The 22,414-nt window shown below is 62.2% G+C and carries 22 protein-coding genes and 1 tRNA gene; 17 read left to right on the top strand and 6 right to left on the bottom strand.

The genetic code is table 11. The features are described from left to right. Positions 1–31 precede the first annotated feature (31 nt). The 9 genes from EH199_RS17510 (at position 32) to EH199_RS17470 (ending at position 6,793) form a co-directional block, all read left to right on the top strand. Positions 32–118: transfer RNA gene (locus tag EH199_RS17510), tRNA-Leu, on the top strand. A 334-nt stretch (positions 119–452) separates the two neighbouring features. Further along, complete coding sequence (locus EH199_RS17505; protein WP_124810527.1) at positions 453–890, top strand: ArsI/CadI family heavy metal resistance metalloenzyme; 438 nt, start codon at positions 453–455, stop codon at positions 888–890. Beyond that, a complete protein-coding gene (locus tag EH199_RS17500; protein ID WP_124810504.1) occupies positions 890–1,228 on the top strand; it encodes a helix-turn-helix transcriptional regulator in 339 nt (112 codons plus the stop codon). Before EH199_RS17505 ends, EH199_RS17500 begins: the two co-directional genes overlap by 1 nt. Beyond that, complete coding sequence (locus EH199_RS17495) at positions 1,225–1,890, top strand: MIP/aquaporin family protein (protein ID WP_190287327.1); 666 nt, start codon at positions 1,225–1,227, stop codon at positions 1,888–1,890. Before EH199_RS17500 ends, EH199_RS17495 begins: the two co-directional genes overlap by 4 nt. Then, positions 1,887–2,291 carry an arsenate reductase (glutaredoxin) gene (arsC, locus tag EH199_RS17490; protein WP_124810502.1) on the top strand — a complete coding sequence of 135 codons (405 nt, stop codon included), beginning with the start codon at positions 1,887–1,889 and terminating at the stop codon, positions 2,289–2,291. The genes EH199_RS17495 and arsC overlap by 4 nt, the downstream gene beginning before the upstream one ends. A gap of 337 nt (positions 2,292–2,628) precedes the next feature. Continuing rightward, a complete protein-coding gene (locus EH199_RS17485) occupies positions 2,629–3,888 on the top strand; it encodes a site-specific integrase (RefSeq protein WP_124810501.1) in 1,260 nt (419 codons plus the stop codon). A 95-nt stretch (positions 3,889–3,983) separates the two neighbouring features. Continuing rightward, positions 3,984–4,439 carry a hypothetical protein gene (locus EH199_RS17480; protein ID WP_223806741.1) on the top strand — a complete coding sequence of 152 codons (456 nt, stop codon included), beginning with the start codon at positions 3,984–3,986 and terminating at the stop codon, positions 4,437–4,439. Continuing rightward, a complete protein-coding gene (locus tag EH199_RS17475) occupies positions 4,436–5,701 on the top strand; it encodes an XRE family transcriptional regulator (RefSeq protein WP_124810499.1) in 1,266 nt (421 codons plus the stop codon). Before EH199_RS17480 ends, EH199_RS17475 begins: the two co-directional genes overlap by 4 nt. 9 nt (positions 5,702–5,710) lie before the next feature. Beyond that, positions 5,711–6,793: a beta family protein gene (locus EH199_RS17470; protein ID WP_124810498.1), complete on the top strand. Its 1,083-nt coding sequence runs from the start codon at positions 5,711–5,713 to the stop codon at positions 6,791–6,793. On the opposite strand, the gene EH199_RS17465 is transcribed toward EH199_RS17470, so the two are convergent. The 6 genes from EH199_RS17465 to EH199_RS17445 form a co-directional block, all read right to left on the bottom strand. Next, complete coding sequence (locus tag EH199_RS17465) at positions 6,750–7,346, bottom strand: sce7726 family protein (RefSeq protein ID WP_148092162.1); 597 nt, start codon at positions 7,344–7,346, stop codon at positions 6,750–6,752. The genes EH199_RS17470 and EH199_RS17465 overlap by 44 nt on opposite strands. A gap of 66 nt (positions 7,347–7,412) precedes the next feature. Further along, on the bottom strand, positions 7,413–8,213 hold the full coding sequence (locus EH199_RS17460; RefSeq protein WP_124810496.1) for a TIGR02391 family protein: 801 nt from the start codon (positions 8,211–8,213) through the stop codon (positions 7,413–7,415). Continuing rightward, a complete protein-coding gene (locus EH199_RS17455; RefSeq protein ID WP_124810495.1) occupies positions 8,210–9,640 on the bottom strand; it encodes a hypothetical protein in 1,431 nt (476 codons plus the stop codon). The genes EH199_RS17460 and EH199_RS17455 overlap by 4 nt, the downstream gene beginning before the upstream one ends. 7 nt (positions 9,641–9,647) lie before the next feature. After that, entirely contained in the window at positions 9,648–9,803 is a 156-nt protein-coding gene (locus EH199_RS24460; RefSeq protein WP_190287326.1) for a hypothetical protein, read from the bottom strand. Between the two features lie 351 nt (positions 9,804–10,154). Beyond that, entirely contained in the window at positions 10,155–11,576 is a 1,422-nt protein-coding gene (locus EH199_RS17450) for an IS1182 family transposase (protein ID WP_124810494.1), read from the bottom strand. A gap of 166 nt (positions 11,577–11,742) precedes the next feature. Then, positions 11,743–12,192, bottom strand: a complete 450-nt coding sequence (locus tag EH199_RS17445; RefSeq protein WP_107396134.1) for an Rrf2 family transcriptional regulator — start codon at positions 12,190–12,192, stop codon at positions 11,743–11,745. An 87-nt stretch (positions 12,193–12,279) separates the two neighbouring features. On the opposite strand from EH199_RS17445, the gene EH199_RS17440 reads away from it, so the two are divergent. The 8 genes from EH199_RS17440 to EH199_RS17405 form a co-directional block, all read left to right on the top strand. Next, the gene (locus tag EH199_RS17440) at positions 12,280–12,732 is read left to right on the top strand and encodes a group III truncated hemoglobin (RefSeq protein ID WP_107396135.1); all 453 of its coding nucleotides are present in this window, start codon (positions 12,280–12,282) and stop codon (positions 12,730–12,732) included. Beyond that, a complete protein-coding gene (locus tag EH199_RS17435) occupies positions 12,729–13,022 on the top strand; it encodes a DUF1971 domain-containing protein (protein ID WP_012115018.1) in 294 nt (97 codons plus the stop codon). The genes EH199_RS17440 and EH199_RS17435 overlap by 4 nt, the downstream gene beginning before the upstream one ends. Then, positions 13,015–13,479, top strand: a complete 465-nt coding sequence (locus EH199_RS17430; RefSeq protein WP_107396190.1) for a hypothetical protein — start codon at positions 13,015–13,017, stop codon at positions 13,477–13,479. The genes EH199_RS17435 and EH199_RS17430 overlap by 8 nt, the downstream gene beginning before the upstream one ends. Positions 13,480–13,497: 18 nt before the next feature. Continuing rightward, positions 13,498–15,801, top strand: coding sequence for a nitric-oxide reductase large subunit (locus EH199_RS17425; protein WP_124810493.1), 2,304 nt, complete (start codon positions 13,498–13,500; stop codon positions 15,799–15,801). 508 nt (positions 15,802–16,309) lie between these two features. Then, positions 16,310–17,503, top strand: a complete 1,194-nt coding sequence (locus EH199_RS17420; RefSeq protein ID WP_124810492.1) for a DUF932 domain-containing protein — start codon at positions 16,310–16,312, stop codon at positions 17,501–17,503. A 125-nt stretch (positions 17,504–17,628) separates the two neighbouring features. Further along, on the top strand, positions 17,629–19,698 hold the full coding sequence (locus tag EH199_RS17415) for a ParB/RepB/Spo0J family partition protein (protein ID WP_124810491.1): 2,070 nt from the start codon (positions 17,629–17,631) through the stop codon (positions 19,696–19,698). 66 nt (positions 19,699–19,764) lie between these two features. Continuing rightward, complete coding sequence (locus EH199_RS17410) at positions 19,765–19,980, top strand: DUF6117 family protein (RefSeq protein ID WP_124810490.1); 216 nt, start codon at positions 19,765–19,767, stop codon at positions 19,978–19,980. 43 nt (positions 19,981–20,023) lie between these two features. Then, the coding region (locus EH199_RS17405; protein WP_190287325.1) for a strawberry notch-like NTP hydrolase domain-containing protein at positions 20,024–22,414 on the top strand (2,391 nt) is incomplete at its 3' end.

The following is a 22,414-nucleotide window of genomic DNA, read 5'->3' as shown; positions in this document are numbered from 1 at the left end:
CCCCTTGCAGAGGACCGGTTCCGTTGATTTTGCGGTCGTGGCGGAATTGGTAGACGCGCAACGTTGAGGTCGTTGTGGGTGAAAACCCGTGGAAGTTCGAGTCTTCTCGACCGCACCAGTCATCCTGAAAATCGTGAGTGAAGGCGGTTCCCCTTTGGGGAGGCTGTTGGCGTCTGTCTTGCCGGTCTGCGCAGCACCGCTTGTTACCTGCCTACGGCGTCGGCGCTCAAATACCCTGGCCGCTCCCTGTCAAAGCCCATGCCGCAACGCGTCGAAGGTGATGGCCTGGCCGTAGAACGTCGGAATTAGCGACGTATTTTCAATTAGATATTTTGTCACGCCGTTTGCCGCAGGGATAGAGGAAAGGACCGGCACAGGACCGGAGCGAAATCCGCTTGCCCAATCGATATTTCGGCGATAGTCGAAATATCGAACGAAGCGGAGAGGTTGGCATGAAGCGTTTGCACATGCACGTTAGCGTGCCCAACATCGAACAGGCCGTCGCATTCTATACGACGCTGTTCGACGCATCGCCGGTCGTCGTGAAGGACGACTATGCGAAATGGATGCTGGACGACCCGCGCGTCAATTTCGCCGTATCGTCGCGCGCCCGCGGAACCGGCATAGATCATGTGGGCATTCAGGTTGACGCCCCCGACGAATTGGCCGCGATCGCTACGCGCTTGAAGGCGGCGGGCAATACGACGTTCGATCAAGAGGCGACGACGTGTTGCTACGCCAATTCGGATAAGTCTTGGGTGACGGATACGGCGGGCGTTCGCTGGGAAACGTTCTTCACGCACGGCGAAGCTACGTCCTACGGCGAAGACGAAGTGTTGCCCGATCTGGCGGATAGCGCCTGCTGCGCGCCCAAGGCGGCTTGCTGCTGATGCTGCTGCCCGAAGCTGTCGATGCCCTGTCCGCGCTCGCGCACGGGCACCGCTTGGGCGTTTTCCGGCTGTTGGTGCGGGCGGGGGCGGACGGCCTGCCAGCCGGCGAAATCGCGCGCGAAGTTGGCGTGTTGCCCAACACGCTGTCCACGCATTTGACCATCCTTGGCCACGCCGGATTGATCCAATCGCGCCGCGAAGGTCGTTCCGTCATCTACTCCGCCGATTACGACGGAATGCGCGGCCTGCTAGGCTTTCTTGTGTCCGACTGCTGCGCCGGGCGACCGGAGATATGCGCGCCCCTCGCTGAAGTGGCGCAAAGCTGCTGCGACAAGTGAACCACGCCCGACGCTTCGCCGCTGAATGCGTCGGCACGGCCCTGTTGCTGTCCGTCGTCGTCGGGTCCGGCATCATGGGCGAAAGCCTCGCTGGCGGAAATGTCGCCATTGCGCTGCTGGGCAACACCATTGCGACCGGCGCGGCCTTGGTCGTGTTGATCCACATATTCAACCAAGTGTCCGGCGCGCACTTCAACCCCGCCGTCACGATAATGGCCGTTCTTCGCCGCGAACTGCCTTTGCCGACGGCGGCGGTCCACATTGCGGCGCAATTCGTCGGCTCGATCATCGGCGTTTGGGTTGCCCACATGATGTTCGCCGAACCGCTCTTGCAGATTTCGACCAAGTTTCGCGACGGACCTTCGCAGGGCTTTTCAGAGTTCATCGCGACCTTCGGCCTGATCGGGACCATACTTGGCACCGAACGTTCGCGGCCTGCCTTCACGCCGGTTGCGGTCGGCCTCTACATCACCGCCGCCTATTGGTTCACCGCGTCCACGGCGTTCGCCAACCCGGCGGTCACGGTCGCGCGCGCCCTATCCAACACCTTCGCCGGGATCGCGCCCGCATCGGCCCCGCGGTTCATCGTATCGCAGCTTGTGGGCACGGTCGCAGCGGTCGCGTTCTTCGGCTGGCTGTTCAAAGAGGAAACATCGCAATGATCGATGCATTCCCCGTCACGATCTACCACAACCCCGATTGCGGCACGTCGCGTAATGCGCTGGCGATGATCGAAGCCGCCGGATACGCCCCGACGGTCGTCGAATATCGCGTCGTCGGCTGGACTCATTCGCAGCTTCAAGGGCTGTTCGCAGCGATGGACGCAACGCCCCGCGACGTCATGCGCGAGAAGGGAACGCCAGCCGCCGAACTGGGCTTGCTGGACGGCGCATCCGACGAATCAATCATCGAAGCGATGGTCGCGCATCCCATCCTTGTGAACCGGCCAATTGTCGTCACGCCGAAAGGCACGAAGTTATGCCGCCCGTCCGAAGTCGTGTTGGAATTGCTGGAAAGCAGACCCGCCAGCTTCACCAAGGAAGACGGGGAAGTCGTCCGCTGAACGTCCTTTGCCGGTCCTTGCTTTGGAACCGGGTCGCACGACAACGGAGCCGCATAATGCGGTTAAGATATCGATTTCGTGTCGGAAAACTGGAGCGGGCGAAGGGATTCGAACCCTCGACCCCAACCTTGGCAAAATGCCTGATTGCATCTGCCGAGAGCACCCCAGAGCCCGCTATTAAACTCTATCCTTCTGAATATAAGCGCAAACATCGAAACTGCGCTACGCCAGGACTACCCAATTTCAACCGGTCGTTTCTTCCCGCTCGCTTACATTGTGCGTACATTGCCAAGGACTCCGGCTTGTGTAAGCAAAATGTCCGAAAGGACAAGCTGGCATGGGCAAGCTCACCAAGACAGCTATCGACGCGCTCGCGATCCCTGCGAAGGGACAGGCCTTCCTGTGGGATTCTGAGCTGCGTGGATTTGGCGTCCGCGTCATCCCGTCGGGTCTCAAGGCCTTCGTCCTTCAATACCGGAACGAGGAAGGGCGCAGTCGCAGGATCGTTATCGGTCGCTATGGCGTCCTCACTGTCGAGCAGGCGCGCAAGCAGGCGATCCTGAAACTGGCGGCGGTTGTCGGCGGTGCAGATCCGGCTGAAGAGCGAGCGCAGTCCAGGGCGGCCATCACGATCCGGGAAGTCTGCAATTGGTATCTTGAGAACGCCGAAGCCGGGACGATCCTCGGTCGCAAGCACAGGCCGATCAAGGCTTCGACCCTGGCCATGGATCGCAGCCGGATTGAGACGCATATCGTGCCTTTGATCGGTACTCGGCAGGTCCGTGCCTTGCGCATCGCAGACATCGAGAAGATGCAGATGGACATCGTTGCTGGGAAGACAGCCAAGCCACGAAAGGAAGGCGGACGTGGTGGCAAGGCGGCCGGTGGGCCGGGCGTTGCCGGTCGTGCGGTTTCAACGCTGCAAAGCCTCCTGTCCCATGCGCTTCGCTATGACATCGTAGAGAACAACCCGGCTGCGGGCGTCCGCAAGATCGCCGGCAAGCCCCGAACGCGTCGGCTCAGTGCTACTGAAATCCGAGCGCTGGGCGAAGCAATGGAAGTCGCGGAACGGAACGAGGAAAATCCGACCGGCCTCGCCGCAGTCCGAGCCCTGCTGCTGACCGGCTACCGCATTTCCGAGGTCATCGGAATGGAACGGAGCTGGCTCCACGCTGACCGCGGATATGTCCACTTCCCCGACACCAAGACCGATGGGCAAGTGCGCCCGATCGGCCAGGCAGCGATCCAGTTGCTGAAAACCCTGCCAGAAAAGCGTAGCCTGTCGCTGTTTTTCCCGTCGGACTTTGTTGATCGGCCCTACTCGGGCGTTCCTGAAACCCTGCGCGCCTTGTGCGCAATCGCAGGGATCAAGGGCGTCACGCCGCATGTGCTCCGCCATACCTTCGGCAGTGTCGCGGGCGACATGGGATTTTCGGAACTGACCATCAAGGCGCTCCTCGGGCATGGCGCGCGGGGTTCGACCCAGAACTACGTCCACATCGACGAGGCCTTGCGACTCGCTGTCGAACGCGTCTCGACTAAGATCGCAAACCTCCTCAACGGGCGCGAGTCCACCATTCTCCGCTTCGCCGCGTAGCCAGAACCCCGCAGTTTTCTCCGCATTAGGCGAGAACAAAATCAGACTCGACAAGCGCGCAACACAATTATATTGTTGTGTTCATGATACCGGACTTGATCGAGCTGGGCTCGCCTTGCCCTTGGGCCGTGCTGCCGCCAGGCATTCACGAGACGACCCTTGCTGAGGTCGAGGCGCGCTTCGCGACGACACCGCACCGCAAGTGGCTGTTCGATGGCTTTGTCCGCATGGCCCAGGCTCTTGCCTCCGCCGGTTGTAGCTACGTCTATCTGGACGGGAGCTTCGTAACCGCGAAACCCCACCCCGGCGACTATGACGGCTGCTGGGAGCATGTCGGGGTGGATCCGGCCAAGCTCGATCCGGTCCTTCTCGATTTCGACAACAAACGCGCAGCGCAAAAAGCAAAATACCTCGGCGAGATGTTTATTGCCGGGATGCCCAATGGTCCGAGCGGCCCATTCCTCGACTTCTTCCAGGTCGAGAAATCGTCAGGCCAGCCCAAGGGTATTCTCCGCATCCCGCTCGCGCCGCTGAAAGGAGCGACGCCATGATCACCAATGAAAAGCAGTACAGGTCTACCAAGGCTTCGATTGAGAAGCTGGAAGGCTCCGTTGCCGCCCTGGAAGCCCCCACTGACAATTTCCCGGAAGTGTTCGCCAAGGCGCAACGCTCGGCCCTTCGCAGCCAGATCGACGAACTGGCGGAAGAGGTCCGGTTCTATGAGGACCTGCGCGCCGGCAAGATCTCCGCCTTCTCGGCCGAGAGCCTCCATGACCTTCCGGACATCCTCATCCAGGCGCGCATCGCGCGAGGTATGAGCCAGAAGGACCTGGGGGATTTCCTTGGCGTGGCCGAGCAGCAGATCCAGCGCTATGAGTCCGACCGCTACCGCATGGCGAGCCTCGACCGCCTGACCGAAGTTGCCGATGCCCTCAACGTGCGCATCGTCGAACGCGCTCAACTGGTCGGCAGTCCGAAGCTCGATAGTGTCGATCCTGCGGTCTGGCAGGCCTTCCCGCTCGCCGAAATGTACAAGCGAGGATGGTTCGACGACTTTTCGGGCACACTTGCCCAAGCCAAGAAGGCCGCTGGCGATCTGATCCCGGCATTCCTGCATGGTGCCCATTCGCAATTTCAGCCAATGGCCTTGCACCGCAAGTCGGTTCGGTCGAACGGACAGGTGCATGAAGCTGCTATCGCGGCATGGGAAGCGCGCGTTCGGACGCTTGCCGATCGCAATCCCCCCGCACAATCCTTTGATCGGGATCGCATCACGGCAGACTGGGTCCGGGGCCTTGTCGCTCTGAGCTTAGACGACCGTGGTCCGCGCCTCGCAGTCGATTACCTACGCGATGCTGGGATATCGCTGGTTATCGAACGTCACCTGCCTGGCACATTGCTTGATGGAGCCGCACTGGCGTCGGCCGACCACCATGCAATTGTCGCGATGACGCTTCGCCATGACCGGCTCGACAACTTCTGGTTCACGCTCCTTCACGAGATCGGACACCTCAAGCTGCACATCCGTTTGGGTGAATACGCTGCAATCTTTGACGACAACGATTCACCGGCAACCGACAAGGTCGAGAAGGACGCTGACTATTTCGCGCAGGAGGCGCTGATCCCGGAAGCGAACTGGAACCTTGCGGTGTCGCGCTTCACCCAAACCGAAAAAGCTGTGCAGACCGATGCCAAGCGTTTCGGCGTGGCACCCGCGGTGATCGCCGGTCGCGTGCGGCGAGATGCAGGCGACTATACCTTGCTTCGAACAATGGTGGGCTCGGGCGAGGTCCGGCGGCAATTCGGATTGTAAGGGGGTACAATGGCCATTCCCAACTACTACGTTCCGCTTCTTCGCTGGCGCGCGGGCGAATACAGGGCGCTGAAGCGGCTGAGCGACGCCTGCCGCCAAAGGACTGTGCCGCTGATCGAAGTGCTTCCTCCCGATTACGACTTCGCGCTGCGTCAGCCCAAGAAGCACATCGACGAGCAGTTAAAGCCGTTCGCCAAGCAGATCGAAGATCATTGGCCCGGTCGCCCGGCACTGGTCGATGGCGTACAGATCGATCCGCCGACGCGGATGGGCGACGGGCGGCACCCGCTCGCCTTCATCTTCGATGAGGCCCGTGCGAAGGGACTGAACCTGGTTCCCGTGACAGCACTGGATCGCGATGCCAGCTATCAGCAGAGCGTTCAGGGAATCATCGCTGCAGACGGCCGTGGCGTTGGATTGCGGTGCGGGCTCGAAGAAGCACTCGATCCCGATTTCGAGGCGAATGTTCGCGGATTGTTGGCTCAGCTGGGATGCCCGGCGGACGCAGTCGACATTCTGCTCGATCTCGGGAATCCGAAATTCGATCCTCAAGACCCGCTGATCGCGATCATCACCTCGGTGTTGGCGAGTGGCGGAATTTTTGCCTCGGCAAAGTCCGTGACCATGCTGGCGACCTCGTTCCCGGACAGCCTGACCACCCTCCAATACGGACTGGACTTCCTGCCGCGGCGCGAGTGGCTGCTCTATAAAGCGCTCATGGCGGCACTTCCTGATCCTGTCCGCCGGCCGGGCTTCGGCGACTATGCTGTGGCCGCCGTCGAGTTTCCAAAGGGCGACATGCGCTTCATGCGCGGCTCGCCGAACGTCCGGTATGCCGTCGACGACGCTTGGCTGGTGGCAAAAGCAAAACGCCAGAAGTCCAACAACCACCACGCCTATCCAGGCCTGTGCGGTGCGCTCGTCGCTTCAGGCCGCTTTGCAGGCAGCGCGTTCTCGGAGGGGTCCAAGTATATCGATGGATGTCGGCTTGGAACCGAGAAGATGGGCAATCCAACGACCTGGAAGTGGGTCGCGACCAATCACCACATCACGAAAGTGGTTGCTGATCTCGCCAGGTTGTCCGGGACTTGAGCGCGGCGCGCACGGCACCGGACAGCTTTCGCAAAGGCATCAAGCACACAAGCCGCTGGTATAGCTCTTCCCGGGGTGCGCGCAAATCACGTTCAGGAACGCCAAGGCTTCGAAGGATGTCTTGGGCCTCTGGGCGCCAAAGCAGGCGGGCCAGGACAAGCGGATCAATGCCCTTGTTCGCTCGCTCGGCCCGAACACGGCGAAACTTCACTCCCTGGGTCGTGCCTCGCTCGGCGACCATCACACCCCACCAGTCGGGCACCAAAGTCATGGCTGCCGCGAGATGTTTGGGATCAACGATCAGCAGGGCCTTGTCGACGACCTCGCCGTAGGCTGCCACCTGTCGGGGCAGGCGGTCCAGTGTATCGGCCTCCGCCTTGATTTCGACGCCTCGGATGTGGCCGTTGATCACCGCGATATCGATCCGGCAACTGCCATGATCGAGGCCGAGTTCGTCGATAACCAAGGTGTCTGGACACGCTTGGGCGTGCGTGAGCAGCCGCCGATAGGCGGCTTGCCTGACATCACTGTCCCGAAGCGGTCTCGAAGCCATGAGGAATCGATAGCCGCGGCTATAGGCTCCGCGCAACGACCAATGTTACGCCGGGCTTGCCGTGGCCTATCCGCGCGCGGGCATGTGGCTCGCATCGAGGCGACGATGGATCAGGGAAACCAGCGTCAGAAGATCCTGCGCGTCGCCCTTGGACATCGGCCAATGAATGCGGGGCTCATGCGCCGTCGGGTTGCGGAACATGCCGAAAGTTCCCTTCACGAGATTGGCAAAGCCGCGCTGTTCGCCCCGTTCGCTTTCGCTCGAAAGCGGGTTGATGGCGATCATTGGAGGAGCCCCGCCCAAGGCGCGATCCACGAGCGTCGCGCCATCATCGGTCAAGCCCGTCTTCGCCCGCATTTTCGCCGCGACGCTCTTCACGGCCTCCTGGACCGCATGGAAATAGTCGTCCGCTACCAGCTCGGCGCGGCAGAAAACGAGCACATCCGCATGGACACCTCTCGTTTCAAGGTCGCACCGCAATTCGTTTGCCCGGCGCTGGGCTTCGGTCAGTGTCGTTGCGACAGGGACGGATTCGAGTGCGCCGGCCTCGGTTACGACCAGCCCGGCAAACGCCAGTGCGAAGTTCAATTTTGTCCGCATCGGCTCGAGGCGCTCGGGTTCGCGAATATAGCGCGCCGGCTTCATGGCATGCCGAATGAAGCCGAGAATCCGTGTGCGATCCCGCCTCTGGTTCTGGCTGTCCGCGAATGCGTTGTAGATTCTCGTGCGCTTGGTGATCGGTCCAGGATCGGTCATGCCGCACGTGGCAATGAGCAGTTCGATCTCCGCGCCCTTCAAACCGATGTCGGTATCGCCGAGGGCACCGGCGATCGCTTCGAGTTCCGCCTGCGAGAACAGCGGCTTCATTTCGCGGCCGCCAGGTCGGCGATCGGTTCTTTGGGGTTTGGAGATGCCCAACATGGCAACTGCCCCAGATCGTCAAGCTCCGCCCTGACCAGGCCATCCAGCACTTCCGGGAACAGGCGTGCCATGGCTCGCCACAGCGGATGGTCCTCCTTGACCTGAGCGTCCGTCGCCTGGGCTTCCGCAATTATCCGCCTGAGCGAGGGCTTTTCGAGCAAATCCGACAAGGCCGTTGCTCGAACGAAGGTCTCGATCAGGTTGGCGCAGTGTTTGAAATCTGCTCCGCTGAGCTTGCTGTTCAGCATCGACAAAACGGCGCTGTCGCCGGAGAACTTGGTGACATGAAGTATAGGTCGCCCGGCCTCCGCGCTGTGCGCAATCGAACACAAGATCGCGTAGAGCACTGCGGTATGTGCTCGGGCACGGTGGGACCGCTCTGTCCAAAAATCCCGCTCCCACTGCCACAGTCCGGGAACAGCGGCCTTCATGTCAGCCCAGCCATCTTCATGGTGTTCGCTGTATTCCGGCGAGTTCGGCCGTTCCTTGCCAGCCTTTTTCATGGCATCCCACCAACGCAACCGATGCTGCTTGCAGCGCAGTTTCAAGGCCTCTGACCGACAGTCCTCCACAAAGGCTGACCGTCCTGCGCCCGTCTGCAACTCATCCAGTCCGATCATTCTAGGCTCACGCCAGCCGCCAAGACCATCTTCCAGGAAGCATTTCAGGACCAGCGTCCCACGCTCGATCGATGCCGCCTCTGCCTCGTCATCGAAAACGAAAGCATTGCCGCGCTGCATGGCGACGACATCATGGAACCCCTGAGGCATAGGGTCTTCAAGTGAATTGAAGATCCATACCAGGGCGACCCCTTCGGCATCATAATGAACATGCCGGGCCGCGATTTCCGGTGCGAACGGCTTCGACAGCTGCACTTCAAGCGCAAAGCGCCCGAGGTCGCTCAGGTCAGCATAGACATCCGGCCAGCGACCACGTTTGTGGATTTCGGGCCGCAAGTAGGTGTTCACGGCAGTGTGCGTGCAACGCGGATCGGCCTTGACCAGCTGCTCGATTGTTGAACAGAGTCGGCGGTGCAGCGCGGATTCCTGATGTCCCTGGTATTGAGCCGCTCGAGCGTCATCGGGGCGCAGATTGTTGCCTTCGTACCAGGGGCACTGCCTGTCCGCTTCCGGGTAGTGCGCGTACATAGGGATGTGTCCGTCCCTGGTCGCTTGCACCCTGATGAAAACGCCACCTTCGCAGATCCTGCACCGAGCGAGTGGTTTGGACCGATCCTCGCGTCGCCGCACGTTGATCTGTGATCGCAGGTGATCCCATCCGGCGCGGGGCATGTCCATCAACTGCTCGATCGGGACCGCACCTCGAGGAAGTTCGAAATCGGCGATCAGGATGGTGCGCTGATGACGGCTCACGATTACGTCACTCTGGAAGTTCGGGCTTGGCAATCCAGTCCAAAGTCTCGAAACCGGATGCGACTTCGCCTCCAAATCGCCGAATCCGGACCACGCGGTAAGTGTCCACCTGCTCCAGTCGAACCAGCCCGTCCTTTTCAAGGCGATCCAGTAGATCGGCCATGGTGCGGCTCGATGCCGTGAGGCCAATCGTAGCGAGCCATGTCTCCAGAAACCTGCTGTTCGTTCCGCCTTCTTTGGCAAGCACATCCAGAATTGCCCTGGCCTGAAGACTCGTGCGTATCGTTTCGAGCGATGAGGGAAGGTTAGGTCGACTTGTCATTAGGTAACCATAATTGAATGTCTCAAGAAGGCAAACATAACAGGAACGAAATCCCGCAAACGGAAGGGGAATGCCTTCCCCTGAGCCGGAGCCGCTACGCTGTCTCCGCCTACCCCTTCATGCGGGGACACCCCCAGGCTGTGCAAAAACTCATTCGTCTAATCCGCCGCCGCCAGCACCGCGACGCGCGCCTCACCCCGCTGGCGTCAGTCGCTCGGCACCGAAGGCATTTACTGCATGGAGGATGTTGAAGGCGACAATCGAGAGAGCCGCTTCGGCCTTTACCGCTCTGAGACCTCGCGTGAGGAACCTTCCGCCGCCGGACATCCGTTTAATCGTGCCGAAGGGGTGCTCTACAGTACATCGGCGGGTCACCATCAAGCTCGGATCCGCGTAGATTCTGGCCTCCATACGATCCAGCGCCGCCTGGTCGAACAACCGATGGATGGTCCGTTGGGCGCCGGACGTGCATCGGCTCTTCAGCCGACAGTCTTTGCATGCAGACGTTCTATATCGGATCGCACGGTTGCGGGTATGTTTGCCGGATGGTCTCAACGTCTTGCCGGCGGGGCACCGGATTGTGTCGGTCTCCTCATCATACACGAACTGCGCTGGCCGGAAAAAATCGGTGCTCATGGCACCGCGTTTGATCGGCGCCGCGACCTCAATATGGTCGCGCTCGCATTGCGCGACCGCCTGGGCGTTGGAGTAACCGCCGTCGGCCAGGACTTTGAGCTCGTCAACCTCAAGCACCTCCATCGTCGCCATCGACATTGGATGCAGGAGCTGGCTGTCGTTTGCCTCGTTGGTCACGTCGTGATGTATGATCAGGCCGCTATCTACATCGACCACGCTTTGCATGTTGTAGCAGGGTGTCTTGGGAGAACGTCCATAGCCCATCGGCCGCGCGTCGGACTCGCCAAAGACCAAAGCCGTCTCGTCGCGATCCTTCAGGATGTCCTGCCGGCGCACGAGCCTGTCCTTGCGGCGCCCGAGGGTCTCGATCGCAGTGGTGAACGCCTCCCGATGTTTGGGCTGATCGTCGAACCCCTGGTCCACTGCCTCATCTATGATGTCGAGCCGCTCAAGGTAGTAGGCGATCTCCTTTTCGGTGTGCGCAACGTCACGGGCAAGCCGGTCGGCGCCAGCGATGTTCTTTGAGCTCGCGACCGCGCGCATCTTCGTCCCGTCCAGCGCGACCAATCGACCGCTGATCAAGCCGGTTTCGCGGCAGAACTGGATGAATGCAGCGCTGGCGCCGACAATGGCTTCCGGATTGTCATGACGAAAGGAGGCGATCGTTCGGTAATCGGGGGCAAGCCGGCGCATTAGCCAAAGCGCTTCGAGGTCGCGGACACACGCTCGTTCCAATTGGCGTGAGGACCGAACCTGGTTGAGATAGCCCCAGATGTACAGCCGGAGCATATCGCCTGGATGGTATCCAGGGCGGCCGGTGACCGCAGCGATAGCGCGACCGAAGCCAAGCTCAGCCAAGTTCAAGCTGGTAACAAAAGCATCGACGACTCGGACCAATGCGTCCGGGGAAACATAGTCATCAACACAAGGAGGAAGCAGGCTGACCTGATCTCGCGCGAGTCCCTCAATAAAACTCATGCACACCCCGGCGCGGAAGATGGGAAGATAATTGGATTCTACACTGACAGGTTCATGAGTAAAAGCTTGTTATTGGCTTTGAACATCTGCGCCAGGTGGCGTAATAACTCATTACAGATGTTGCGGGCTTCCGAGAAGGATCAGGTCAGAAGCGCCGGGTTCTCCGTTACGTCGAAGCAGTGGCCGCTTGCGCGTCGAGCTGCCACCCGTAGCTTTTGGAATCCGGTACGAGATCGGCGATGGTGAACTGATCGAGGTGTCGCGCGAAAGCTTCCAGCGCGCCTGCCAAGGCATGGCGCAAGCCGCATGCGGGCGTCACGACGCAGCTGTTGGTCGCCGCGTCGAAGCATTCGACGAATGTCCCGGTGTCTTCCATGATGCGCATGATCGAACCGACGTTCAGGGCATTGGCGGGCCGCGTGAGCTTGAGGCCCCCGCTCCGGCCCCGCACACCCTCGACAAATCCCTCCGCGGCCAGTCGCTGCGCCACTTTCATCAGATGGTTCTTCGAGATGCCATATGCGTGTGCGATCTCGGCGATCGAATGGTGGCCGTCCTTCACGGCCAGGAACATCAATGTGCGAAGGGCATAGTCGGTCTGGACGGACAATCTCATAAAAGATGCATATCATATATTGGTTTTATCCGCCAAGGCGCGTAAACCATGCATAGGAAATTCATCTTAATCGAGTCGAGGCAGGCAATGACGTCGAACCATGCCGAGCAGGCGCGGGCGCGCAAGATGGCGGATGCGCTCGCCTGCGGGATCGATGATGCTTTCATCTCGCGGCTCGTGGAGAGGTTCTACGACACCGTCCGGCAGGACGACATGCTCGGTCCGATCTTTGCTGAACGCATCGGCGACTGGCCGCATCATTTGACGCGGATGAAGGATTTCTGGGCCTCGATCATGCTCGAATCCGGTCGGTTCAGCGGCAATCCGATGCGCAAGCATATCGCGATCGGCGAGCTTGATGAGGCGCATTTCGCGCGCTGGCAGTCGCTTTGGGACCAGACGCTTGACCGGATCGCGCCGAACGCAGCGGTCGCGGACCGGTTTGGCGAAGCGGCGCAACGCATTGGCGAGAGCTTGCTGACCGGCATCAAGATCGACCGGGGCGGTCTGGCCGCCATTTCCGCGAGGGCCGCGTCGTGACACCGGTCCCCTACGGCGCATCGCCGATCTTCGATGAGCAAAGCCTACCCGACGCGCTGCGCAACGATCATCGCACCAAAGCAGGCACCTGGGGCCTCCTGCGGATGCTGGAGGGCGAAGTGCGGCTCGTTTTCGTCGATCCGCCGAGCGAGCAGCTCGTGACGCCCGACAGGCCCGCGATCATCCCGCCGCAAGCAACCCATCATGTCGTTCCGCTCGGCCCCATGACGATGCAGGTCGAGTTCTACCGGGAACGCCCAGAGCTTGTCGAAGACGCGGACCGTGGATGACTTCGCCCTTGCTCGCACGGTGCATGTCATCGCGGTCCTGTTCTGGATAGGCGGCGTCGGTTTCGTCACCTGGGTGCTGATGCCGACGCTTAAGGCAACGGAACTGCCGCAGGATCGCTTGCGCCGTTTTCAGCAGATGGAGGCGCGCTTTGCCTGGCAGGCACGCGTGTGGGTTCTACTTGCCGGCGCAAGTGGCCTGTGGCTGGTGGCGCGCGCCGATCTGTGGAGCCGCTTCCTCGACGGCCGGTTCTGGTGGATGCACCTGATGGTCGCGCTCTGGACCGTGTTTGCGCTGATGTTGTTCGTCATCGAGCCGCTGCATCTCCATCGCCGCCTCGGCAATACACAGTCACCAGAGGCGGATTTCGCTCGAATGATCCGGCTGCATCAGTTATTACTTGCAGTCAGCATCATAACAATTTTGGGCGCGGTAGGCGGTAGTCACGGACTATTCTGAACAGAGGGGGTTTGGGGCATGAAGAGCTATCAAACGACATTCAGCATCAAAAGGCTGTGGATCATCCTGTCGGTCGGCATGGTGGTCATGTTCGGAATCCTACTGTTGCTCGGGCAGCAGATCTACCAGCAGGCGCCGCCCATTCCCGAAGCAGTGAAGTCCCAAAGCGGCGAGACATTGTTCACGCGCGCGGACATCGAGACCGGCCAGAATATCTGGCAGTCGATCGGCGGCATGGAGCAGGGCTCGATCTGGGGCCATGGCAGCTATCTGGCGCCCGACTGGAGCGCCGACTGGCTGCACCGCGAGGCGGAGGCACTGCTCGCCCTATCGGCCACTCCGCTCCCCGCGGGCGTGTCCCCCACGCAGGCGGAAGCGATGCGAAAGGCCGCGCTGCAAGAGGAAATGCGCAGGAACAGCTATGACCCCGCGTCCGGCGCTATCACGGTCAGCGACACCCGCGCGCGCGCAATTCGGCAGGTGCAGCAGCATTTCGTCAGCCTGTACGATGGCGGCGATCCTGCCTCGCTTAAGCTCCGCCGCGACTATGCCTTCCCGGTCTATGGCGAGCTGTCGGCCGCGGAAGCCCGGCAGCTTACCGCCTTCTATTTCTGGACGGCCTGGGGGGCGACCACCGATCGTCCGGGCCAGAACATCACTTATACCAGCAACTGGCCGCACGAACCCCTGGTGGGCAATAGCCCAACCACCGGCACTCTGTTGTGGAGCCTTGCTTCGGTCATCCTGCTGCTTGCAGCGGCAGGCGCACTCATCGCCTATTACGCCAAGCAGTTCGACGTCTGGCGCGGCGACATCCTGCCCGAGGGCGGCATGGCGACCTCTGATCTTCTGGGACAGGCCGTAATCACACCGTCGATGCGGGCTACCGCGAAATATTTCTGGGTCGTCTGCGCGTTGTTCGTGGGGCAGGTGCTGCTGGGCATTGTCACCGCTCATTATGCGGTCGAGGGACAAGGGCTCTATGGCCTGCCTTTTGCAGAATATCTTCCCTACACGATCACCCGCACATGGCACACGCAACTCGCGGTGCTGTGGATCGCCACGGCATGGCTGGCGACCGGGCTCTATGTCGCGCCGATGCTCGGGGGACGCGACCCCAAGTTCCAGCGGCTCGGCGTCAATTTCCTGTTCGTTAGCCTGCTGGTCATCGTCATCGGCTCCTTTGCCGGGCAATGGGCGGCCGTCCACCGCTTCTTCACCAGTCTGACGGCGAATTTCTGGTTCGGGCATCAGGGCTATGAATATGTCGATCTCGGCCGCTTCTGGCAGATCTACCTCCTGATTGGCCTGTTCCTCTGGGTGGCGCTGGTAGTGCGCGCGCTCTGGCCCGTGCTGCGACGGGAGGGCGGAAAGTCCCTCATCTATCTCGTGCTGGTGTCAGCGCTCGCCATCGGGCTGCTCTACGGCGCGGGGCTGATGTGGGGCCAGCATACGAACATCGCCATCATGGAATATTGGCGCTGGTGGGTGGTGCATTTGTGGGTCGAGGGCATTTTCGAAGTCTTCGCCACGGCCATCATCTCGCTGCTGTTCGTCCAGATGGGCATCCTGCGAACCTCCACCGCCACCGTGATGGTGTTGTTCGCAACGATCATCTTCCTGTTCGGCGGGGTGCTCGGGACCTTCCATCACCTGTATTTCAGCGGGACGCCGACGTCGGTGATCGCGGTCGGCGCGATGATTTCGGCGTTGGAAGTGGTGCCGCTGCTGGTGGTCGGCTTCGAAGCCTATACGCGGCACAAGGTCGAGCATGAAGCCGAGTGGGAACGGATTTACCACTGGCCGTTCATGTTTTTCGCCGCCGTCCTGTTCTGGAATCTGGTCGGCGCCGGCCTGTTCGGCTTCCTCATCAACCCACCGATCGCGCTCTATTACATGCAGGGGTTGAACACGACGGCGAACCATGGCCACGCCGCGCTGTTCGGCGTCTATGGCATGCTCGGCCTGGGGCTCACGCTCTATTGCATGCGTGGATTGACCGACGTCACGCGATGGAACCTGAAATGGATCAGGATCTCCTTCTGGTCGCTCAATATCGGCCTTGGAATGATGACCTTCCTGTCGCTGCTCCCGCAGGGCATCCTGCAAACTTATGCCAGCATCGAGCACGGCTATGCCTATGCGCGCTCAGCGGAGTTCATCCATAGCCCGATCATGCAGGCGCTGGTCTGGGCAAGGGTGCCCGGCGATGTCGTGTTCGCATTCGGCGTCTTCGCGTTCGCATGGTTCATGGTCCAGGCGTTCATGCACGGCAGGAAGCCGACTCCAGAAACGGTGGCCATTCCAAAGCCGGCGCTTTAGATTCGCCACTCCGCTTCCCGGCTGCACCCCGGTTTTCAACAGACGGCCGGCTAATTTCGGGCGTTGGTCGCTCTCGGCCAACGCCATTTGCCCGTGAAACGGCTTCAGGATCGCCGGACAGGCTTGCCCGCTCCGTGGGTTTTAGCACAGCCTGCCCCGCAACGCCCCGAGAATCAGAGCGGGGCTAGTGACGCGCTCTGTCCCGCAGTCCTCGCGGCCTGCTCCTGAGGGCGCGATGCCCATTGAAGAAGGCCCCGCACGCACTATGAACCGGCAGTCATGGTTTCATGAGCAGGCTTGGAAAGCCGACAGGCCCCGCCTTTCCGCCTGCACGAGCAAGGTAGCAACCACCGCCTCCCTTCAGGGTGCGGTCTCCTGTCATGGCAATCTCGCTGGCTGCTTGCGCGACGCCCAGCATCAGCAGGTAGAGTGAGAGGATGGCGGGCTTCGCCGTGACGGGATGAGGGTCGAGAGAAAGGCTCCCGGCCGCCCGTCATGGAGATTTCCAATGAACATGCAGGTTCTAGATGCGCGCCGCGACATGAGCGGCGGCTACAAGGTCGATGTGTCCCGCGGCGAGCGCGTCGGTCGGGTGTCGTCGGAATGGTTCTCGCGGCCCGACGATGAGCGGTTTCTCTCGCTCAATGGTCTGGCGCGATCGGTGCGCGGGCGTTCCGAGCGCAGCCGGACCCGCGTCGTCGAAAGCGCGCTCATCCATGTCGAGGCGAGCCGCAACGATCCCGAGCGCCTGGCGCTGGTCCTGCCCGGCGCGGATGCACCGGTCACGCCGACCCACTGGAGCTTCGGCCAGCTCGCAAGCCAAGTCGGCGCTCCCGCTTCCTACCTCCGTCAGCTTCCAGCGCCGCTGGCGGCGATCAATCTGCAGTACGGACTGACCTCGAACCGGACCGAGCAGATCAAGACACTGGAAACCGACAACGGCAGACTGGAACTGCGCGCTGTCACCGGCCCCGACTATGGACGCATCTATGACCACGAACTGGTCGAAGCAGTCCAGAAGATCGCAGGTAACGGCACGGGCGACACCCGCTGGAAGGTCCCGGGCGTCCTCGACTGGTCGACCGGCGTGTACAATCCGCGCGTCGACATCACGCGTGACACGACCACGCTCTACGCCTCGGATCGCGACGTTTTCCTGTTCCTGGTCGACGATCTCAACCCGATCGAATCCGGGCGCCTGCCCGACGGATCGCCCGATCTCTACTTCCGCGGATTTTACTGCTGGAACTCCGAGGTGGGAGCCAAGACGCTGGGCATGGCGAGCTTCTACCTCCGCGCCGTTTGCCAGAACCGTAACCTGTGGGGCGTAGAGGATTTCGAGGAAATCTCGATCCGGCACAGCAAATATGCGGCGAACCGCTTCGCCCATGAAGCCGCCCCGGCGCTGGAAGGCTTCGCCAACTCCTCGCCGCTGCCCTTCGTCAACGGCATCAAGGCGGCGCGCGAACGCATCGTTGCCCGGACCGACGAGGATCGCAGCGATTTCCTGCGGGCGCGCGGGTTCTCCAAGGCCGAGACTGGCAAGATCATCGAACGGGTGCTCGCCGAAGAAGGCCGCCCACCGGAATCGATCTTCGACTTCGTGCAGGGGATCACCGCGCTGGCCCGCGACAAGGCGCACCAGGACGCCCGGCTCGACATGGAAGGCAAGGCGAAGAAGCTGCTCGACCGGGTCCACTGAGCCTGGCTGATCCCGGTGTTTCTCCAGCGTGGCGCTGCTTTCTCCAGAGTGAGAGGGCGGCGCTTCGCTTCGTGACGGGTCGAGGCCGAGAGAAAGGCTCCCGGCGCCCGTCATGGAGAATTGCCATGACCAAGTCTGTTCCCAAGCTCGTGCTCAGTTCCTCGCGCGACATCCCGTTCTCGCAACTGGTGCTTAGCCAGAAGAACGTCCGGCGCGTGAAGGCGGGCCTCTCGATCGAGGACCTTGCCGAAGACATCTACCGCCGCACCCTGCTCCAGAGCCTCAACGTCCGCGCCATGCTGGACGATGATGGACATGAGACCGGTCAGTTCGAGGTGCCGGCCGGTGGTCGCCGCTTCCGCGCGCTCGAGCTTCTGGTGAAGTCGAAGCGGATGGCAAAGGACCAGCCGGTCCCCTGCGTGGTGCGCGAGGGCGGCATCGCCGAGGAAGACTCGCTCGCCGAGAACGTCATGCGCGAGGGGCTTCACCCGCTCGACCAGTTCCGCGCGTTCAGCGCGCTCGTCGAGGCGGGCCTCAGCGAAGAGGACATTGCGGCGCGGTTCTTCGTCTCGGTCTCGACCGTGCGCCAGCGTCTGCGGCTTGCCTCGGTCGCGACGAGCCTGCTCGACATCTACGGCGAGGACGGCATGACGCTCGAACAGCTCATGGCCTTCTCGGTCACCGACAACCATGCCCGCCAGGAGCAGGTCTGGGAACAAGTGAGCGGAAGCCAGTACATCTCCGCGCACCAGATCCGCCGCCTGCTGACCGAACAGGCGATTGCCGCCAGTGACCGCCGCGTGCGGTTCATTGGCATCGACGCCTATACCGAGGCCGGCGGCTACGTGATGCGCGACCTGTTCTCAGAGGGCGACGATGGCTGGTTGCAGGATCCGGCCTTGGTCGAACTGCTGGTCAACGAAAAGCTCAATGAAGCAGCGCAGGAAATCGGCGCCGAGGGCTGGAAATGGGTCGAGGCTGCCATCGACCTGCCTTATGGCTGCGAGCGCGGCAAGCGCCGGATCATCGGCACCACCGTTCCCCTGACCGACGAGGAACAGGCGCGGCTCGATGCACTGGTCGAGGAATACGATGCCATCGACGAAGAATATCGCGACGGCTGCGACCTGCCCGACGAGGTCGATGCCCGGCTGACCGAGATCGACGCCGAACTGACGCCGCTTACCTCTCGCCCGGTGGTCTATGAGCCCGAAGAGATGGCGCGCGCAGGCGTATTCGTCTCACTGGCCCACGACGGCCGGCTGCGGATCGATCGCGGCTATGTTCGGCCTGAGGACGAACCAATTGCCGAGAACCAGGTCACATCGGTCGATGTCGAAGCAGGCCAGCAGGGGACCGGCCCGGCGATCAGCGTTGGCGGTCAGGTCCAGGAAGAGCACCAGGGTGAAGACGAGGACGACACGATCCGTCCGTTGCCCGACCGGCTCGTCTCCGAACTGACCGCCGTGCGCACGGTGGCGCTGCGCAATGCTCTCGCTCAGGATTCGCAGGTGGCGTTCATTGCCGTGCTCCACGCACTAACCCTGTCGGTGTTCCGTTCGCATGGGACCCATGGCTGCGTGCAGATCGGCGTCACCCAGGCCTGGCTCGGCAACGTTGCCCCGGACCTGCGCAAATCCCCGTGGAGCTTGGCAATCCAGGATCGGCACGAGCAGTGGGCGGCGCGCCTGCCCGACGAGCCGGGTGCGTTGTGGGATATGCTAACCGCGCTCGCCCATGACGAGCAGATGGCACTGCTCGCCCACTGCGTCTCGCTCGGGGTCAATGCGCTGTTCGAGCCCGTCAAGGGCTACGGTGGCCAGGTCTCGGCGCACGGCATCGCCCAACGGATCGCCGCCGCCGATGCGCTCGCCACGGTGGTCGGGCTCGACATGGCCGAAGCGGGCTGGACCCCCACGGTCGACAACTACCTCGGCCGCGTCACCAAGCCCCGGATCATCGAAGCTGTGCGCGAGGCAAAGGGCGATGCGACCGCTGTGCTGATCGAACATCTCAAGAAGGGCGACATGGCCCGCGAGGCCGAACGGCTGCTCGACGGCACCGGCTGGCTGCCAGAACCGCTGCGGCTGCCAGTCGCCGAAGTTGCCGAGCAGGAAGCGCCTGACACTGACCTGCCCGACTTCCTGGGTGATGAGGATGGCGAGTTCGATCCGTTGGCGATCGCCGCCGAGTGAACCGGTGCGCGGGGCGGCTCCGGTCGCCCCGCCATCTCCCGATATTCCCAAAACCAGGAGCCACCGATGGCTATCCCCGAATATGCCCGCGCCAACTTCCAAACGCTGCTGAGGGCAGCTCGGGAAGACAACCTCGCGCTGATGGAATGCACCGAGTTCGGCAGCGGCGAGACCCGCTATGTCCTATGTGCAGTCGGCCGCGATGGCGACGCCTATGTGATGACTCCGTTTGGTCATCTCGCACCCGGCAACCCTTACGAGGCCTACATTCCGCCCGCTTGAGCGCGGCCAGGCATCACCACACCTCCAATCGAAGGATCATGACATGACCAACTCGCCACTGGCGGGTGCCGCCGTGCGCCCGCTTGCTTCCGCTCGTCCGGACCAGACTGCCCGCTTCATCATTACAGCCGCCCAGGACTTACTCGGGCATCTTGCCGCCGGTCGCCGGATCGAGGCTCCCGCCATTCGCACCGCCATGCAATCGGCCTTTGGTGCAAGCGATGCCAGCGGGGCCTGGGACTGGAAGACCGCCTACGAAGCGGTCGAGGTCGCCCAGTTGCTGTTCCTGCGCCGCTATGGCCCCGCAATCCACGCCAAGACCGCCGACCCGTTCGAGCGGCTGAAGCTCATTCAACGTATTGCCCGGCTCGCCCCCACCCACACCCGGCGCAGCGAGGATATGGTACAATACCAGCAGTTCTCGACGCCGCTTGGCCTCGCCTGGGTCGCAGGGTTCGCCGCAAAATTTCAACAGGGCGAATTGGTACTGGAACCGTCGGCGGGCACCGGGTTGCTGGCGATACAGGCCGAACTTGCCGGCGCAGGCCTCGCGCTCAACGAGGTCGCCGACACGCGGCTTGAACTGCTGCGGCATCTGTTCGAGCGCGCAAGCGTGACCGCGCACGATGCCGCGCAGATCCACGATCGGCTCGATGCTGGCGTGGTGCCGACGTGCATCGTCATGAACCCACCGTTCTCGGCCTCGCTCGGCGTCGAGACCCGCGTCGCCGATGCCGCTTTCCGGCATATTTCATCGGCGCTGGCCCGAATTGCCGAAGGCGGGCGGCTCGTTGCGATCACGGGGAGCAGTTGTACGCCGGATCATGCGGCCTGGCACGACTGCTTCGTTCGCTTGCAGGAAAAAGCGCGCATTGTGTTCAGCGCGCCGATCGCGGGCAGCATCTACGCCAGCCACGGCACCACCTTCGAGACCCGGCTGACCGTGATCGACAAGCTGCCTGCGGACGATCCCGGCAGCTTTCCGCCATCGCACGGGATGGCCGCCGATCTGCCAAGCCTGCTGCGAATGCTGGTCGATGCACTGCCAACGCGGGCGCCGGTTGCGGTCTTGCCTGCGATCCCGTCGCCGGGAAAGATCGCTAGCGCTAGCCGCCGCGCCGCCGCTCCCAAACCTTGCCTTGTTGCCGTGCCGCCGGTTGAACCGGCCGGAGCCGTGCTCGACTATGACACCGTCGATTGGGCAGCGACCAGTGGAGGCCGCCTGACCGACGCGCTCTACGAGCCCTATGTGCTGCAATCGATCCGGATCGCGGGCGCGCAACCGCATCCGACCCGCCTCGTCCAGTCCGCCGCCATGGCATCGGTCGCGCCGCCCAAGCCCAGCTACCGTCCACACTTGCCTGAAGGCCTGGTCGAACAGGGTCTCCTCTCCGACGCCCAGCTCGAATCCGTGATCTACGCGGGCGAAGCGCATAGCGGACATCTCGCCGGGAGTTGGATCGTCGATGCCACCTACGACAAGGTCGAGGCCGCGCCCGACGATTGCGGCACCGCTGTCCAGTTCCGCAAGGGCTGGTTCCTCGGCGACGGCACCGGCGCGGGCAAGGGACGCCAGGTCGCAGGGGTGCTGCTCGACAACTGGCTCAAGGGCCGCCGCCGCGCCGTTTGGATTTCGAAGTCGGACAAGCTGCTCGAAGACGCCCAGCGCGACTGGCGCGCGCTGGGGCAGGAGCCCTTGCTGATCCAGCCGCTCGCTCGCTTCCGGCAGGGAACGCCCATTCGCCTCGAGCAGGGCATCCTTTTTACGACCTATGCCACGCTACGCTCCGACGCGCGCGAAGGCAGGGTTTCGCGCGTTGCACAGATCGTCGATTGGCTCGGAACCGACTTCAACGGGGTTATTGTCTTCGACGAGAGCCATGCGATGCAGAACGCCGGTGGCGGCAAATCCGACCGGGGCGACAGCGCTCCCTCACAGCAGGGCCGCGCCGGGCTGCGCCTGCAGCACGCATTGCCTGATGCCCGTGTGCTCTACGTCTCGGCGACCGGGGCGACTACGGTCGAGAACCTAGCCTATGCCCAGCGCCTTGGCCTGTGGGGCGGCGCCGATTTCCCGTTCGACAAGCGCACCGATTTCGTCGCGGCCATTGAAGCAGGCGGGGTCGCGGCGATGGAAGTGCTGGCGCGCGACCTCAAGGCGCTTGGACTCTATTCAGCCCGTTCGCTCTCCTATGAAGGCGTCGAGTACGAACTCGTCGAACACAAGCTTACCCCCGACCAGGTGCGGATTTACGACGCCTATGCCGGGGCCTTCGCGATCTTATGCGCAGCTGCGCATAAGATCGTTTATCGCGAGGTCGCGGTAATGCGCAGGAACGCGGCGAACGCCCGTAATACCGGGGAACATTTCGCCACGTCCTTCACATTATTTCATAGGGTGTCGAGCCACTCTATCAGACTGGCATCCCGTTTC

Origin of the sequence: Novosphingobium sp. LASN5T (assembly GCF_003856955.1) — a bacterium.
In the GTDB taxonomy this organism is placed as follows: Bacteria; Pseudomonadota; Alphaproteobacteria; order Sphingomonadales; family Sphingomonadaceae; genus Novosphingobium.
The sequence above is the reverse complement of the archived record's forward strand: the minus strand, read 5'-3'. Positions and strand labels throughout refer to the sequence as shown.

What these genes read in the sequence shown, in the direction of transcription:
- EH199_RS17505 (WP_124810527.1), top strand. Translation starts at nt 453, where the DNA reads ATGAAGCGTTTGCACATGCACGTTAGCGTGCCCAACATCGAACAGGCC.
- EH199_RS17500 (WP_124810504.1), top strand. Translation starts at nt 890, where the DNA reads ATGCTGCTGCCCGAAGCTGTCGATGCCCTGTCCGCGCTCGCGCACGGG.
- arsC (WP_124810502.1), top strand. Translation starts at nt 1,887, where the DNA reads ATGATCGATGCATTCCCCGTCACGATCTACCACAACCCCGATTGCGGC.
- EH199_RS17485 (WP_124810501.1), top strand. Translation starts at nt 2,629, where the DNA reads ATGGGCAAGCTCACCAAGACAGCTATCGACGCGCTCGCGATCCCTGCG.
- EH199_RS17475 (WP_124810499.1), top strand. Translation starts at nt 4,436, where the DNA reads ATGATCACCAATGAAAAGCAGTACAGGTCTACCAAGGCTTCGATTGAG.
- EH199_RS17470 (WP_124810498.1), top strand. Translation starts at nt 5,711, where the DNA reads ATGGCCATTCCCAACTACTACGTTCCGCTTCTTCGCTGGCGCGCGGGC.
- EH199_RS17465 (WP_148092162.1), bottom strand. Translation starts at nt 7,346, where the DNA reads ATGGCTTCGAGACCGCTTCGGGACAGTGATGTCAGGCAAGCCGCCTAT.
- EH199_RS17460 (WP_124810496.1), bottom strand. Translation starts at nt 8,213, where the DNA reads ATGAAGCCGCTGTTCTCGCAGGCGGAACTCGAAGCGATCGCCGGTGCC.
- EH199_RS24460 (WP_190287326.1), bottom strand. Translation starts at nt 9,803, where the DNA reads ATGGCCGATCTACTGGATCGCCTTGAAAAGGACGGGCTGGTTCGACTG.
- EH199_RS17450 (WP_124810494.1), bottom strand. Translation starts at nt 11,576, where the DNA reads ATGAGTTTTATTGAGGGACTCGCGCGAGATCAGGTCAGCCTGCTTCCT.
- EH199_RS17445 (WP_107396134.1), bottom strand. Translation starts at nt 12,192, where the DNA reads ATGAGATTGTCCGTCCAGACCGACTATGCCCTTCGCACATTGATGTTC.
- EH199_RS17440 (WP_107396135.1), top strand. Translation starts at nt 12,280, where the DNA reads ATGACGTCGAACCATGCCGAGCAGGCGCGGGCGCGCAAGATGGCGGAT.
- EH199_RS17425 (WP_124810493.1), top strand. Translation starts at nt 13,498, where the DNA reads ATGAAGAGCTATCAAACGACATTCAGCATCAAAAGGCTGTGGATCATC.
- EH199_RS17420 (WP_124810492.1), top strand. Translation starts at nt 16,310, where the DNA reads ATGAACATGCAGGTTCTAGATGCGCGCCGCGACATGAGCGGCGGCTAC.
- EH199_RS17415 (WP_124810491.1), top strand. Translation starts at nt 17,629, where the DNA reads ATGACCAAGTCTGTTCCCAAGCTCGTGCTCAGTTCCTCGCGCGACATC.
- EH199_RS17410 (WP_124810490.1), top strand. Translation starts at nt 19,765, where the DNA reads ATGGCTATCCCCGAATATGCCCGCGCCAACTTCCAAACGCTGCTGAGG.